The 14,116-nt window shown below is 62.3% G+C and carries 13 protein-coding genes; 8 read left to right on the top strand and 5 right to left on the bottom strand.

Annotation, left to right across the window (positions count from 1 at the left end):
* Positions 1-3 precede the first annotated feature (3 nt).
* On the bottom strand, positions 4-822 hold the full coding sequence (locus ACJ8HN_RS11515) for a pyridoxal phosphatase (RefSeq protein WP_033647130.1): 819 nt from the start codon (positions 820-822) through the stop codon (positions 4-6).
* 178 nt (positions 823-1,000) lie between these two features.
* Here ACJ8HN_RS11515 and pgl point away from each other — a divergent pair, with 178 nt between their 5' ends.
* Positions 1,001-1,996, top strand: a complete 996-nt coding sequence (gene pgl / locus ACJ8HN_RS11510) for a 6-phosphogluconolactonase (protein ID WP_033637496.1) — start codon at positions 1,001-1,003, stop codon at positions 1,994-1,996.
* A 67-nt stretch (positions 1,997-2,063) separates the two neighbouring features.
* On the opposite strand, the gene ACJ8HN_RS11505 is transcribed toward pgl, so the two are convergent.
* The gene (locus ACJ8HN_RS11505) at positions 2,064-2,546 is read right to left on the bottom strand and encodes a kinase inhibitor (RefSeq protein ID WP_308414667.1); all 483 of its coding nucleotides are present in this window, start codon (positions 2,544-2,546) and stop codon (positions 2,064-2,066) included.
* 156 nt (positions 2,547-2,702) lie between these two features.
* On the opposite strand from ACJ8HN_RS11505, the gene ACJ8HN_RS11500 reads away from it, so the two are divergent.
* Positions 2,703-3,104 carry a YkvA family protein gene (locus tag ACJ8HN_RS11500; protein WP_016928691.1) on the top strand — a complete coding sequence of 134 codons (402 nt, stop codon included), beginning with the start codon at positions 2,703-2,705 and terminating at the stop codon, positions 3,102-3,104.
* A gap of 4 nt (positions 3,105-3,108) precedes the next feature.
* Here ACJ8HN_RS11500 and bioA read toward each other — a convergent pair whose 3' ends face one another.
* The gene (gene bioA, locus ACJ8HN_RS11495; protein ID WP_049212786.1) at positions 3,109-4,383 is read right to left on the bottom strand and encodes an adenosylmethionine--8-amino-7-oxononanoate transaminase; all 1,275 of its coding nucleotides are present in this window, start codon (positions 4,381-4,383) and stop codon (positions 3,109-3,111) included.
* 88 nt (positions 4,384-4,471) lie between these two features.
* On the opposite strand from bioA, the gene bioB reads away from it, so the two are divergent.
* From bioB to bioD, 4 genes are read left to right on the top strand one after another with little or no spacing between them, the layout of a single operon-like run.
* The gene (gene bioB / locus ACJ8HN_RS11490; protein ID WP_033653544.1) at positions 4,472-5,509 is read left to right on the top strand and encodes a biotin synthase BioB; all 1,038 of its coding nucleotides are present in this window, start codon (positions 4,472-4,474) and stop codon (positions 5,507-5,509) included.
* Positions 5,509-6,660, top strand: coding sequence for an 8-amino-7-oxononanoate synthase (gene bioF, locus ACJ8HN_RS11485; RefSeq protein WP_047568829.1), 1,152 nt, complete (start codon positions 5,509-5,511; stop codon positions 6,658-6,660). The genes bioB and bioF overlap by 1 nt, the downstream gene beginning before the upstream one ends.
* Positions 6,644-7,411, top strand: a complete 768-nt coding sequence (gene bioC, locus ACJ8HN_RS11480) for a malonyl-ACP O-methyltransferase BioC (RefSeq protein WP_033647122.1) — start codon at positions 6,644-6,646, stop codon at positions 7,409-7,411. The genes bioF and bioC overlap by 17 nt, the downstream gene beginning before the upstream one ends.
* Positions 7,404-8,084 carry a dethiobiotin synthase gene (gene bioD, locus ACJ8HN_RS11475; RefSeq protein WP_442523439.1) on the top strand — a complete coding sequence of 227 codons (681 nt, stop codon included), beginning with the start codon at positions 7,404-7,406 and terminating at the stop codon, positions 8,082-8,084. Before bioC ends, bioD begins: the two co-directional genes overlap by 8 nt.
* Before the next feature lie 65 nt (positions 8,085-8,149).
* Here bioD and ACJ8HN_RS11470 read toward each other — a convergent pair whose 3' ends face one another.
* Positions 8,150-9,823 (bottom strand): hypothetical protein, encoded by a 1,674-nt coding sequence (locus tag ACJ8HN_RS11470; RefSeq protein ID WP_442523438.1) that lies wholly within the window; start codon positions 9,821-9,823, stop codon positions 8,150-8,152.
* A gap of 90 nt (positions 9,824-9,913) precedes the next feature.
* The gene (locus tag ACJ8HN_RS11465) at positions 9,914-10,624 is read right to left on the bottom strand and encodes an ATP-binding cassette domain-containing protein (protein WP_041033958.1); all 711 of its coding nucleotides are present in this window, start codon (positions 10,622-10,624) and stop codon (positions 9,914-9,916) included.
* A gap of 1,108 nt (positions 10,625-11,732) precedes the next feature.
* Here ACJ8HN_RS11465 and uvrB point away from each other — a divergent pair.
* Both uvrB and ACJ8HN_RS11455 read left to right on the top strand, forming a co-directional pair.
* Complete coding sequence (gene uvrB / locus ACJ8HN_RS11460) at positions 11,733-13,745, top strand: excinuclease ABC subunit UvrB (RefSeq protein ID WP_033647115.1); 2,013 nt, start codon at positions 11,733-11,735, stop codon at positions 13,743-13,745.
* Positions 13,746-13,845: 100 nt separating this feature from the next.
* Positions 13,846-14,112: a VF530 family DNA-binding protein gene (locus tag ACJ8HN_RS11455; RefSeq protein ID WP_004939783.1), complete on the top strand. Its 267-nt coding sequence runs from the start codon at positions 13,846-13,848 to the stop codon at positions 14,110-14,112.
* The last annotated feature ends 4 nt before the right edge of the window (positions 14,113-14,116 follow it).

The following is a 14,116-nucleotide window of genomic DNA, read 5'->3' as shown; positions in this document are numbered from 1 at the left end:
AAACTAGAGTACGCGGGTGCGGATCACCTCGGCGATGCCCGGCTGCAGGTTATCGGCGATCACCAGATCGGCGCGTTCCTTGATCGCATCATCGGCGTTGCCCATCGCCACGCCCAATCCGACCGCTTCCAGCATGCTGATGTCGTTGTAGTTGTCGCCGAACGCCACCACCTGATCCATGCTCAGCCCCTGCGACTCCACCCATTGGCGCAGGCGCTTGCCTTTGCTGTTGCCGCCTTTGGCGATATCCACCTGATCGTGCCAGGACCATTCGCACGCCAGCCCCAGCTCTTTCTCCACCGTGTCGGCAAACTCGCGCAGCGCCAGGGTATCGGCGTGCGAGGTGGCGAATTTCCAGATCGCCTGCGCGTCGTCGGCCGCCTGCGCCAGGCTGCCGACCTGCAGCAGCGTCGGGCGCTGCGCCGCCGGCAGGGTTTCGGCCCAGGCCAGCGAGCGGATCACGTGGCCGCTCGGCTCCTGATACAGCATGGCGTCGTCGACGTACATCAGCCCGTGAATGTCGGTCTGTTTGAGCATTTGCAGCACCTGCCTGGCCTGATCTTTCGCCAGCGGATCGGCCGCCAACACCTTCTTCTGCTGAAAATCATACAGATAGGTGCCGTTGCAGCAGATGGCCGGGGTATCTATCTGCAGCGCCTGGTAGAACGGATGGATAGCGACGTGGTGGCGGCCGGTGACCACCACCACCTGGATGCCGGCGGCGCGCGCCTGCGCCAGCGCTTCCAGCGATTGCGGTAAGATGCGTTTTTGGTTGTCCAGCAGGGTGCCGTCAAGATCGAGGGCGATGACGCGGTAGCTCATAGGGTTCTCGTTATCGTTAGCCATAAAATTAATCCGATGGTACACCGGATAGCCAACGGAGAAAACCGCGTGAGCTTCCGGTGCTAAGCGGGGTTGCCATGCGACGGATGTGCGGTAAGCTAGGGGCAATCGAACGGCCTGAAACCGGTTCCTCTTTTACCCTTTGCAAGGAGAACACATGAAGCAAATCGTTTATGTCGCCAGCCCGGAGAGCCAGCAGATCCACGTTTGGCAGTTGGACGACGCCGGCGCGCTGGCGCTGCTGCAAACCGTTGACGTGCCGGGCCAGGTGCAGCCGATGACCCTTCATCCGGACAAGACCCACCTGTACGTCGGCGTGCGTCCGGCGTTCGGCATCGTCAGCTACCGCATCGAGGCGGACGGCACGCTGCAGCAGGCCGGCATGGCGCCGCTGCCGGGCAGCCCGACCCATATCTCCACCGATTTGCAGGGGCGTTACCTGTTCTCCGCCTCCTACAGCGGCAACTGCGCCAGCATCAGCCCGATCGGCCACGACGGCGTGGTGACGGCGCCCATTCAGCAGATCGACGGCCTGACCGCGCCGCACTCGGCGAACATCGATCCGACCAACCAGCTGGTGCTGGTGCCTTGCCTGAAAGAAGACCGCATCCGCCTGTTCAACCTGAGCCTGGCGGGCCAGCTGACGCCACATGCGCAGGAAGCGGTGGCGACCGCCGCCGGCGCCGGCCCGCGTCATATGGCGTTCCACCACAACGACAAGTTCGCCTACTGCGTCAATGAGCTGGACGGCACGGTGGACGTGCTGGCCATCTCGGAAAACGGCGGCAAATACACCGTGACGCAGACGCTGGACATCATGCCGGCCGACTTCGACGGCACCCGCTGGGCGGCGGACATCCATATCACGCCGAACGGCCGCTTCCTGTACACCAGCGACCGCACCGCCAGCATTCTGACCATCTTCAGCGTTTCCGCAGACGGCGGCACGCTGAGCGTGGTCGGCTATCATCCGACCGAAGCGCAGCCGCGCGGTTTCAACATCGATCACAGCGGCCGCTTCGTGATTTCGTCCGGCCAGAAATCCGATCACATCGCGGTGCATGAAATTGACCAGGCCAGCGGTAAGCTGACCACGCTGGCGCGTTATCCGGTGGGCAAAGGCCCGATGTGGGTGAGCGTGCTGGCGAAGTAATTCGGCGGTCAGACGAGTATGGAAAAAGCGCGATTCGGTGGAATCGCGCTTTTTTATTGGCGGGGGATCAGTTGAACGTCACCGTCAGCGTGGCGCTGCCGAGGCTGTGGAAATGGACGTTAAAGCCCACCAGCGCGCCGCTGGAACTCTCATCCACCTCGATGCGCTCCACGTCCAGCGCATGCACGGTGAACTGGTAGCGGTGGCTTTCGCCACTCGGCGGCGCCGCGCCGCCGTAGCCGGCTGAGCCGAAGTCGGTGCGGGTCTGCAGCGCGCCGGCGGGTAGCGGGGCTTTGCCGGAGCCCGCGCCCTGCGGCAGCTCGCGCACGTCGGCGGGAATGTTGGCCACGATCCAGTGCCACCAGCCGGAGCCGGTCGGGGCATCGGGATCGTAAACGGCGATCACGAAGCTTTTGGTGCCGGCCGGCACGCCGTCCCAGGCCAGGTGGGGCGACAGGTTATCGCCGTGATAGCCCATGCCGTTGAAAACCTGCTGCTGCGGCAGTTTGCCGCCGTCCTGCAGATCGTTGCTGTACAAACGAAAAGCCATAGTGACTCCCAGTTGTCGGTAAACGTGAACCCTTAAGCTAGATCGTTTCGTCGTGACAATACAAGCGGGATTGCCATTCGCCAACGGCGGCGCGGATCGGTTACCATGGCCGCATCTTCCTTCCTACAGACCGCCGGATAGCCAAACAACGCCACCATGATCTCACTGAAAAAACGCACGCCGTGGTTCGGCTGGCTGCGCCGTTGGGCCAAAGGCATCAAGCGCGATATTTACGCGCTGTGGTTGGCCGCCCGTGATAAGCGCACCCCGTGGTACGCCAAACTGATCGCGCTGCTGGTGGCCGGCTATGCGATCTCGCCGATCGATCTGATCCCGGACTTCATTCCGGTGCTGGGCTATCTGGACGACGTGATTATCGTACCGTTGGGCATCATGCTGGCGGTGCGCCTGATCCCCAAGCCGCTGATGGCCGAGCTGCGCGAGAAGGCGCAAAAGCGCGTCGATAACCCCACCGGCCGCATGGCGGCGGTGATGATCATTTTACTCTGGCTGCTGTGTCTGGGATTGCTGGCCCGCTATCTGGACCAGCATTGGTAAGCCATTAACGCGCGGCGGCGGCCACGGCGGCGGTCAGGCGGCTGAGCTGTTCCGCTTCGATGATGTAAGGCGGCATCAGGTAAATCAGCTTGCCGAACGGCCGGATCCACACCCCGCGTTCGACGAACCCGCGCTGCAGTTCGGCGACGTTCACCGGTTCGCGCATCTCCACCACCCCAATCGCGCCCAGCACCCGCACGTCCGCCACCTTCGGCAGCGCCGCGAGCGGCAGCAGCTCCTGCTTCAGCTGGGCTTCGATGGCGCTCACCTGCGCCTGCCAGCGATTTTCCGCCAGCAGCGCCAGGCTGGCGTCCGCCACCGCGCAGGCCAGCGGGTTGCCCATAAAGGTAGGGCCGTGCATAAAGCAGCCGGCCGCGCCGTTGCTGATGGTCTCCGCCACGTGGCGGGTGGTCAGGGTGGCGGACAGCGTCATGTAGCCGCCGGTCAGCGCCTTGCCCAGGCAGAGAATGTCCGGCACCACCTGCGCGTGCTCGCAGGCGAACAGCTTGCCGGTGCGGCCGAAGCCGGTGGCGATCTCGTCGGCGATCAGCAGCACCTGATGGCGATCGCACAGCTCGCGCACCCGCTTGAGGTAGCTTGGGTGGTAGATACGCATGCCGCCGGCGCCTTGCACCACCGGTTCCAGGATCACCGCCGCCACTTCACCGGCGTGCTGCTCCAGCAGCGCGGCGAACGGCGCGATGTCCTCTTCGCGCCATTCCTCGTCGAAGCGGCACTGCGGCGCGGTGGCGAACAGGTGCGGCGCCAGATAGCCCTGATAGAGGCTGTGCATCGAGTTGTCCGGATCGCAGACCGACATCGCGCCGAAGGTATCGCCGTGATAGCCGTGGCGTAGCGTCAGGATGCGCTGCCGCCGCTCGCCGCGCGCCTGCCAATACTGCAGCGCCATCTTCAGCGACACTTCCACCGCCACCGAACCGGAATCCGCCAGGAACACGCACTGCAGCGCTTCCGGCGTCATCTCCACCAGCCGACGGCACAGCGAGATGGCGGACGGATGGGTAATACCGCCGAACATCACGTGCGACATCTTCTCCAGCTGCTGGCTGGCGGCCTGATTCAGGCGAGGATGGTTGTAACCGTGGATCGCCGCCCACCAGGAGGACATGCCATCCACCAGACGCCGGCCGTCCGCCAGCTGCAGCTCGACGCCGCTGGCCGACTCGATCGGGTAACAGGGTAACGGGCGGCTCATGGAGGTGTAGGGGTGCCAGATATGACGTTGGTCAAACGCCAGGTCGGAAGCGGTGACAGACATACTTGTAAACCAAATTGAATTAAGATTGGTTGACAGTATATCCACAATATTTAAACTGGCGACACTTTTTCGTTTTGGAGACGCCATGATGGCCGATCGCATTCACTGGACAGTAGGGCAAGCCCAGGCCCTGTTTGATAAACCGCTGCTTGAACTGCTGTTCGAAGCGCAAACCGTACACCGCCAACACTTTGACCCGCGTCAGGTGCAGGTCAGCACGCTGCTGTCGATCAAAACCGGCGCTTGCCCGGAAGACTGCAAATACTGCCCGCAGAGTTCGCGCTACAAGACCGGCCTGGAGGCGGAGCGGCTGATGCAGGTCGAGCAGGTGCTGGAATCGGCGCGCAAGGCCAAGGCGAACGGATCGACCCGTTTTTGCATGGGCGCGGCGTGGAAGAACCCGCACGAGCGCGATATGCCTTATCTGCAGCAGATGGTGCAGGGCGTGAAAGCGATGGGCATGGAAACCTGCATGACCCTGGGCACGCTGGATGGCACTCAGGCCGAACGGCTGGCGGAGGCCGGGCTGGATTACTACAACCATAACCTCGACACCTCGCCGGAGTTCTACGGCAGCATCATCACCACCCGCAGCTACCAGGAACGCCTGGATACGCTCGACAAAGTGCGCGACGCCGGCATCAAAGTGTGCTCCGGCGGCATCGTCGGGCTGGGTGAAACGGTGCGTGACCGCGCCGGGCTGCTGGTGCAGCTGGCCAATCTGCCGAAGCCGCCGGAGAGCGTGCCGATCAACATGTTGGTGAAGGTGAAAGGCACGCCGCTGGCGGATAACGACGACGTCGATCCGTTCGATTTCATCCGCACCATCGCGGTGGCGCGCATCATGATGCCGTCTTCTTATGTCCGCCTTTCCGCCGGCCGTGAACAGATGAACGAACAGACGCAGGCGATGTGCTTCATGGCCGGCGCCAACTCGATCTTCTACGGCTGCAAGCTGCTGACCACGCCGAACCCGGAAGAAGACAAAGACCTGCAGCTGTTCCGCAAGCTGGGACTGAACCCGCAGCAGACCGCCACCGAACACGGCGACAACCAGCAACAGCAGGCGCTGGCTAAGCAACTGCTGACCGCCGATACCGCCGAGTTTTACAACGCGGCGCTGTGATGAGCTGGCAACAACGCATTGAGCAGGCGCTGGCAGAGCGGCGCCTCAACGCCGCCTACCGTCGGCGACAGACTACCGAGGGCGGCAATGGCCGCCAGATTCGGCTCGGCGATCGTTTCTACCTGAATTTCTCCGGCAACGACTACCTGGGGCTGAGCCAGGATGCGCGGGTGATCGCCGCCTGGCAGCAGGGCGCGCAGCGCTACGGCGTCGGCAGCGGCGGTTCCGGCCACGTCACCGGCTTTAGCGCGGCGCATCAGGCGCTGGAGGAGCAACTGGCGGCGTGGCTCGGCTATCCGCGCGCGCTGCTGTTCATCTCCGGTTACGCCGCCAACCAGGCGGTGCTGGCGGCGTTGATGCAAAAGGGCGATCGCATTTTGGCCGATCGCCTCAGCCACGCCTCGCTGCTGGAGGCGGCGGCGCAGTCGCCGGCCGAGCTGCGCCGCTTCCAGCACAATCAGCCGCAGGCGCTGGCAGATCTGCTGGCCAAACCCTGCGACGGGCAGCGGCTGGCGGTGACCGAAGGGGTGTTCAGCATGGACGGCGACGGTGCGCCGTTGGCGGAACTACATCGCCTAACCCGCGCGGCGGGCGCCTGGCTGATGGTGGACGATGCCCACGGCGTCGGCGTGCGCGGCGAGCAAGGCCGCGGCAGCTGCTGGCAGCAGGGCGTGCGCCCTGAACTGCTGGTGGCCACCTTCGGCAAGGCGTTCGGCGTCAGCGGCGCGGCGGTGCTGTGTGATGAGCCGACCGCCGAGTATCTGCTGCAGTTCGCCCGTCATCTGATTTACAGCACCGCGATGCCGCCGGCGCAGGCCTGCGCGCTGCAGGCGGCGCTGGCCTGCATTCGAGAGGGCGATGAACTGCGCGCCCGGCTGCGGGACAACATCCGCCGTTTCCGCCAGGGCGCTGCGCCGCTGGCGCTGACCCTGACGGACTCCGACACCGCCATCCAGCCGCTGCTGGTGGGTGACAATCAACGCGCGCTCGATCTGGCGACCCGCCTGCGCGAGCGCGGGCTGTGGGTGAGCGCCATCCGCCCGCCGACGGTGCCGCCGGGCGGCGCGCGGCTGCGCATCACCCTGACGGCGGCGCATCAGCCGCAGGATATCGATCGCCTGCTGGAGGTATTGCATGACGTCAGCCAATGACTGGGTGAACAAACAGGCGGTCGCTTCGGCCTTCAGCCGCGCCGCCGGCAGCTACGACGCCGCCGCCGCGCTGCAGCGTGACGTTGGCGAGCGCTTACTGGGGATGGGGAGTGCCCATCCGGGCGAACGGCTGCTGGATGCCGGCTGCGGCACCGGCTATTTCAGCCGCCTGTGGCGCGAGCGCGGCAAGCAGGTGACCGCGCTCGATCTGGCGCCGGGCATGCTGGATGTCGCCCGTCAACGGCAGGCGGCGCACCATTATTTGCTGGGCGATATCGAACAGGTGCCGCTGCCCGACGCGGCGATGGACATCTGTTTCAGCAGCCTGGTGGTGCAGTGGTGCAGCGATCTGCCCGCCGCGTTGGCGGAGCTGTACCGCGTGACCCGCCCCGGCGGCGCGATCCTGTTTTCCACGCTGGCGGCGGGATCGCTGCAGGAACTGGGGGATGCCTGGCAACAGGTGGACGGCGAGCGCCACGTGAACGCCTTTCTGCCGCTGGCGCAGATCCGCGCCGCCTGTGCTGGCTATCGACACGAGCTGGTCACGGAGTTGCGCACTCTGAACTACCCGGACGTGATGACGCTGATGCGTTCGCTCAAGGGCATCGGGGCCACGCATCTGCATCAGGGGCGCGAGGGCGGCCTGATGTCGCGCGGCCGTCTCGCCGCGCTGCAGGCGGCTTACCCGTGCCGGCGGGGGCAGTTCCCGCTCAGCTATCATCTGGCTTATGGAGTGATTTATCGTGATTAAACGTTGGTTCGTAACCGGCACCGACACCGAAGTGGGGAAAACCGTCGCCAGCAGCGCCTTGCTGCAGGCCGCCAACCGGGCGGGCTACCGCAGCGCCGGGTATAAGCCGGTGGCTTCCGGCAGCGAGATGACCGCCGAGGGGCTGCGCAACGGCGACGCGCTGGCGCTGCAGGCCAACAGCGGCGTGGCGCTCAGCTACGATGAAGTGAACCCTTACGTTTTTGCCGAACCCACCTCGCCGCATATCGTCAGTGCCGATGAAGGCCGGCCGATCGACGCGGCGCGGCTGTCCGACGGCCTGCGCCGGCTGGAGCAGAGTGCCGACTGGTTGCTGGTCGAGGGCGCGGGCGGGTGGTTTACCCCGCTGTCGGCGGAGTACACCTTCGCCGACTGGGTGCAGCAGGAGCAACTGCCGGTGATCCTGGTGGTGGGCATCAAACTGGGTTGCATCAACCACGCGGTGCTGACGGCGCAGGCGGTGCAGCAGGCCGGGCTGACGCTGGCCGGTTGGATCGCCAACGACGTGGCGCCGCCGGGACGAAGGCATCAGGAATACCTGGCCACGCTGCGCCGCATGCTGCCGGCGCCGCTGCTGGGAGAAATCCCGCACCTGCCGCAGGCCGAACGGGCGCCGCTGGGGCAGTATCTGGATATCAGCCTGTTGGCACCGTAAGAAATCTTTGCCGTCTCTCTGGCTGATGATATCGCACGCCGGATCTTATGACCCGGCGTTGGCTTTTACATGGCGGTAATGCAGGCGTTATCGAGATAAAGCACGCCATTTTTCGCCAGGGCAAACAGGTTGAACGTCAGGATGACATGGGTCGCCCAGACCGGGACCTTCCGCCGATTGGCGTTGAAACGATATTCGGTGTATTCGGTGTAAGCATCGGCTTTCATGACGGCATCCCAGGCTGCCGGCGCGGCTTTGGCGACGATCGAGATGCCGTTGTCCGCATGCTCTTGAATACAGGCAAACTGTAGCGTTGCAAACAGATTTCCGGTACCGCCGTTGACCGTTTTCAGGGTAAAGCAGGCGCCCAACTGTTCATATTGCGCGACGGGCACGCTTACTCTCACCCCGGCGTTGGTATTGGCGTTGCCCAACTTGGTTACTTTCAGGGCGTTACCGCCGTCGATGCCCGCGCCGGTTTCGATGCCGATAGTCACCGCATCTGAGGTAAAGGGATCGTCGATCGTGCCGCCGGTCACCTCCCAGCCGAACGGCTTGGTGGAAAAGGTGAAATCGCCGTCTTTGAGCTTGTTATTCACGGTGCCGACCAGCGTCTGGATCCCGGCGCCGCCACCGCCGCCATCCAGGCGGCTATGGGCGATGACAAAGTCGCCGGTGCCGCTGAAATAGCGGCCGCTCGCGGTTCTTACGCCATAGAATTTCACGCTGTCGACGATAATCCCGCTACTGCCGGCCTCGGCGTAAAACAGCGACTCCTGCGCCAGTCGGCTGCCAGCGACGATGATTTCGCCGCCGTGAATTAACAGCGATGCATTTTGATTGGCGCTGCAGCGAAAGGGGATATCCGTGAGCGGGCTATTACCGTTGTTGAATTCCATATGGCAGCCATGCAGTTCAACGCTACCGGCCTGAACGTAAGCTATCGAACCGGCGTAGTCGAGCGACGTGCCGAATAGACGGAAGGCGCCGTTGGGGTTAGCGTTGCGTACGGCCAGCCCCTGGGAATTGCCGAGGGTGCCGCCGAAAAAGTTGATGCCTTCGCCGAAGTTTTGCGCTCCGCTGCTCGTTGAGGGCATATGTAGGCTTTCAAAACAGCGGATGACTTCACAGGCGTAATGGTGGGCGATATAGGCATTGGTGCCGTAGTACAGGCCGTAGTAGAAACCCGAAATATAGACGTTATTGACCGAGAAGTTGCCCAGCGGCCCTTCAGGCGAATGGAAACGGATACCATCGATATAGTTGTATTCGATCGGGGTTTCATCCTTGCCTTTGTTAATCTTGGCACCAATGCCTTTGACGGTGAAATCTTTCATGATAGGCGCTGGGCGAATAGGAACGTTGTTATCCAACGCGCCGCTGCTGGTATAGCAGCGCAGGAAATAGTTATGGTCGCTTTCCGTGCCGTTAGGGATCTCGGTAGTGATGCTGACGCCGTTGCCGTCGAGATAAACGAAGCCGACATTGATGTCGGTTTTAGGTGCGGTCCAGGTGGCAAAAGGCGTAGCGAATCTGACGATCGTCGGGCGTTTTAACGTGTTGATGATGAAATCCTGCGCGCTGACCAGTTCATCACGTGAGCTGACATAAATCCCTTCGACATTGAGCCGTTCCTGCAGGCTCCAGTTTCTATTGCGCAAATCCGCGTATTGAATAAATGCCGCGTTGTTGTCTGCCATGCCTAAATCCCTCGATATTGTGGTGTTGGTATAATGCATATCGAGTATGGGAAGACGGCAGGCCGTTGCCTATTGGGCGCAGACCTGCCGTGGCTGATACAACATCGGCATAGGCGGCAAACCGGGCTTTCACTCCGCCAACCCGGCGCCGATCAGCGCCTCATCCAGCTGCGCCAGCGCGCCGTGCGCCACCGTGCGCCCGCTGTCCAACAGGCAGAAGCGGTCCGCCACCCGGCGCACGAACGGCAGCTGATGCTCCACCAGTAAAATGGTCATGCCCAATTCGCGGTTGAGCCGGCGGATCACGTTGCCGATGTCGGCGGCGATCGAGGGGGGGACGCCCGCCGTCGGTTCGTCGAGGATCAGCAGAGCCGGCTCCTGGGCCAGCGCCCGACCGATCGCCAGCTGGCGCTGAGCGCCCACGCACAGATCGCCGGCGCGGCGCGCGCGCATCTGGCGCAAATGGGGAAACAGGCTGTAGATCAGCGGCGGAATACGGCGAGGGGCGCCGCGCCCGGCCATTTGCGCTACCTGCAGATTCTCCTCCACGCTCAACTGCGAGAAGAGCTGCCGCCCCTGGGGCACGTGGCTGATGCCCAGCGCGGCGCGGCGCTCCATCGGCTGCAGCAGCAGATTTTGCGGCGGCTGATCCGCCGGCTGCCAGGTCATGCTGCCGCTCACCACCGGCACATGCCCCATGATGCAGTTAACCAGCGTGGTCTTGCCCACGCCGTTGCGGCCGAGCAGGACGGTGCACTGGCCGCGTGGTAGCTCCAGGTTGATGTCCCACAGGGTGTGGTTCTGCCCGTAAAATTGATTGACCGATCTCAGGCTCAGCATTTGGCATTCTCCTCATAGACGCTCGTTTCACTCGTTGGCGGGGGCTGCAAAGGCCGCATGAGCGGCGAATTTCCCGAGTGTGGCAATGTCTGGAACAAAATGCCGTCCGTCCGAGGAGCCAGAGGCAGGTCTGCGGTGGACGGAATGACAGTCAATATGTCGTTAAAAACGACGCTTGTGACGACTTGGTGTCGTTCTTGCGTTTTTACGGGCGATAACGCCGCGGCGGTGAAACTCCGCGGCCGGCAGCGCATCATGCTGCCGCACCGCATTTATACGCAGGAAGATAAAGCAACTCCCAGGCCAATTTTTGCCGCCGGGTGAAAACGGGGGATTGTTATCGCCTTGTTAACCACACGTCAGGCCTGACGCGCGCTGCCGTGACGGCCTGAAAATACGCCGGGAAGTTAACCCGGACGTTTTTTGCACTCTTGTGGTGCTGTTCGGTGTGGGCATGGTGCAAGGCATTGCGCCGCCGTCAAGAGCGATCCGCGTGAAAGGAGCCAATGCGATTTTGGCAATGGGGATTTTTAGTATTAATCGGCATAAACAAAGCGATATTTTTATGAAAAAATAACTAAAAAAGGCATTTTGGCCAGTGTAAAGGGCGAAAAGCTTTCTTTCTGTAACTCCCGCCCCGGGCGGGGCGGTGAGAGTTATCCACTATTCCTGTGGATAACCTTGTGTATTAGATTTAGAAAAACGCTGTAAAGCGAGAGCGGACGCGGGTTCTGTTCGCTTTGCCCGCATTCTCGTCTTTTTATTAAAGTAATTAATTATCAATAATTTAATTAAAATCAAGACGCGAGGGTATTGATCAGGTCTCTATGTATGATTTTTCGACGCGGTGCTATCAATAAGTTAATTCGCGGCAAGTTCTGGGGATAAATCTGTTATTGACAATAAAAATGTCACCGGACTGTAACGCCACGGTGCAACGGCGTTGCCGCGGCAACGGGCGCAGCGACGAATCCGCTTGAAGCTGGTTTTATATCCAGTATCATGGGCACTGGCGCAAATCGCCGACACTTTCCATAATTAGGGGCCATGCCCGGCGCAGAGTCGGCTGGCCGCCTGAGCGCGCGCATCTCCACAGGGTAGCCGAGCAATGAGTAAACTTTTCAAACTGCATTCAGAGTTCAAACCGGCCGGCGATCAGCCGGAAGCCATCCGCAAGCTGGAAGAGGGGCTGGAAGACGGCCTGGCGCACCAGACGTTGCTGGGGGTCACCGGTTCGGGCAAGACATTCACCATCGCCAACGTGATAGCCGATCTGAATCGGCCGACCATGGTGCTGGCGCCGAACAAGACGCTGGCGGCGCAGCTGTACGGCGAAATGAAAGAGTTTTTCCCGGAGAATGCGGTGGAATACTTCGTCTCCTACTACGACTACTACCAGCCGGAAGCCTACGTGCCCAGCTCCGATACCTTCATTGAAAAAGACGCTTCGGTGAACGAGCACATCGAGCAGATGCGCCTTTCCGCCACCAAGGCGCTGCTGGAGCGGCGCGACGTGGTGGTGGTGGCGTCGGTGTCGGCGATCTACGGCCTGGGCGATCCGGATCTTTACCTGAAGATGATGCTGCACCTGACCCAGGGGATGATCATCGATCAGCGATCCATTTTGCGCCGCCTGGCGGAGCTGCAATATTCCCGCAACGATCAGGCCTTCCAGCGCGCTACCTTCCGCGTGCGCGGCGAGGTGATCGACATTTACCCGGCGGAGTCGGACGAGCTGGCGCTGCGCGTCGAGCTGTTCGACGAAGAAGTGGAGCGGCTGTCGCTGTTCGATCCGCTGACCGGGCAGATCGAGCAGGTGGTGCCGCGCTTTACCATCTACCCGAAATCGCACTACGTGACGCCGCGCGAGCGGATCATGCAGGCGATGGAAGAGATCAAGGTCGATCTGGCGGACCGCCGCAAGGTGCTGCTGGCCAACAACAAGCTGCTGGAAGAGCAGCGCCTGACGCAGCGCACCCAGTTCGATCTGGAGATGATGAACGAGCTGGGCTACTGCTCGGGCATCGAAAACTACTCGCGCTACCTGTCCGGGCGCGCCGAGGGCGAGCCGCCGCCGACGCTGTTCGACTACCTGCCGGCGGACGGCCTGCTGGTGGTCGACGAATCCCACGTCACCATTCCGCAGATCGGCGCGATGTTCAAGGGCGACCGCGCGCGCAAGGAAACGCTGGTGGAGTACGGCTTCCGCCTGCCGTCGGCGCTGGACAACCGCCCGCTGCGCTTCGAGGAGTTCGAGGCGCTGGCGCCGCAGACCATCTATGTCTCCGCGACGCCGGGCAAATACGAGCTGGAGAAATCCGGCGGCGATCTGATCGATCAGGTGGTGCGGCCGACCGGGCTGCTGGATCCGATCGTGGAGGTGCGGCCGGTCGCCACCCAGGTGGACGATCTGCTCTCCGAGATCCGCAAGCGAGCGGCGATCAACGAGCGCGTGCTGGTGACCACCCTGACCAAACGCATGGCGGAAGACCTGACCGAGTACCTGGAAGAGCATGGCGAGCGCGTGCGGTACCTGCACTCGGACATCGATACCGTGGAACGGGTCGAAATCATCCGTGACCTGCGTCTGGGCGAGTTCGACGTGCTGGTGGGCATCAACCTGCTGCGTGAGGGGCTCGACATGCCTGAGGTGTCGCTGGTGGCGATTCTGGACGCCGACAAGGAAGGTTTCCTGCGTTCCGAGCGTTCGCTGATCCAGACCATCGGACGCGCGGCGCGTAACCTGAACGGCAAGGCGATCCTGTATGGCGATCGCATCACCGATTCGATGGCCAAGGCGATCGGTGAAACCGAGCGGCGCCGCGCCAAGCAGCAGGCCTACAACGAAGCCAACGGCATCGTGCCGCAGGGGCTGAACAAGAAGATCGGCGACATTCTGCAGATCGGCCAGCCGGTCAACCGCGCCAAGAGCAAAGGCAAGGGCAAGGCGGCGGACGGCGGCGCTTCGCTGCAGAACCTTACGCCGAAAGCGCTGGATCAGAAAATCCGCGATCTGGAAGCGCAGATGTACACCCACGCGCAAAACCTGGAGTTCGAGCAGGCGGCTGCGCTGCGCGACCAGATCCACCAGCTGCGCGAGCAGTTTATTGCGATTTCCTGACCGTTGGATGGCGCCCGTGCCGTGGGCGTCGAAATTCCTTGTCGGCCGCGTCAAAGCTGTTAAGGTGTGCGGCCCGATTTGACCACGAAGAGTACCGAACATGAGCCAACACCAGTCCAAAGATCCGCTGCACGGCGTGACGCTGGAGCAACTGCTGAATAAGCTGGTGGATCACTACGGTTGGTCCGAGCTGGGCGCACGCATTCGCATCAACTGCTTCCGCAGCGATCCGAGCATCAAGTCCAGCCTGAAGTTTTTGCGTCGCACGCCCTGGGCGCGCAAAGAGGTGGAAGATCTGTATATCGATATGGTCAGCCATCCCGCCCCAGCCAGCGATAATCCCTGGCTGCGCGGGCGAGACGGTTAAATTC

This window comes from Serratia sp. CY29653, from assembly GCF_052169255.1.
In the GTDB taxonomy this organism is placed as follows: Bacteria; Pseudomonadota; Gammaproteobacteria; order Enterobacterales; family Enterobacteriaceae; genus Serratia; species Serratia sarumanii.
The sequence above is the reverse complement of the archived record's forward strand: the minus strand, read 5'-3'. Positions and strand labels throughout refer to the sequence as shown.

Excerpts from the sequence above, each read along its gene's own strand:
- ACJ8HN_RS11515 (WP_033647130.1), bottom strand. The coding sequence starts at position 822 with ATGAGCTACCGCGTCATCGCCCTCGATCTTGACGGCACCCTGCTGGAC.
- pgl (WP_033637496.1), top strand. The coding sequence starts at position 1,001 with ATGAAGCAAATCGTTTATGTCGCCAGCCCGGAGAGCCAGCAGATCCAC.
- ACJ8HN_RS11505 (WP_308414667.1), bottom strand. The coding sequence starts at position 2,546 with ATGGCTTTTCGTTTGTACAGCAACGATCTGCAGGACGGCGGCAAACTG.
- ACJ8HN_RS11500 (WP_016928691.1), top strand. The coding sequence starts at position 2,703 with ATGATCTCACTGAAAAAACGCACGCCGTGGTTCGGCTGGCTGCGCCGT.
- bioA (WP_049212786.1), bottom strand. The coding sequence starts at position 4,383 with ATGTCTGTCACCGCTTCCGACCTGGCGTTTGACCAACGTCATATCTGG.
- bioB (WP_033653544.1), top strand. The coding sequence starts at position 4,472 with ATGGCCGATCGCATTCACTGGACAGTAGGGCAAGCCCAGGCCCTGTTT.
- bioF (WP_047568829.1), top strand. The coding sequence starts at position 5,509 with ATGAGCTGGCAACAACGCATTGAGCAGGCGCTGGCAGAGCGGCGCCTC.
- bioC (WP_033647122.1), top strand. The coding sequence starts at position 6,644 with ATGACGTCAGCCAATGACTGGGTGAACAAACAGGCGGTCGCTTCGGCC.
- ACJ8HN_RS11470 (WP_442523438.1), bottom strand. The coding sequence starts at position 9,823 with ATGCATTATACCAACACCACAATATCGAGGGATTTAGGCATGGCAGAC.
- ACJ8HN_RS11465 (WP_041033958.1), bottom strand. The coding sequence starts at position 10,624 with ATGCTGAGCCTGAGATCGGTCAATCAATTTTACGGGCAGAACCACACC.
- uvrB (WP_033647115.1), top strand. The coding sequence starts at position 11,733 with ATGAGTAAACTTTTCAAACTGCATTCAGAGTTCAAACCGGCCGGCGAT.
- ACJ8HN_RS11455 (WP_004939783.1), top strand. The coding sequence starts at position 13,846 with ATGAGCCAACACCAGTCCAAAGATCCGCTGCACGGCGTGACGCTGGAG.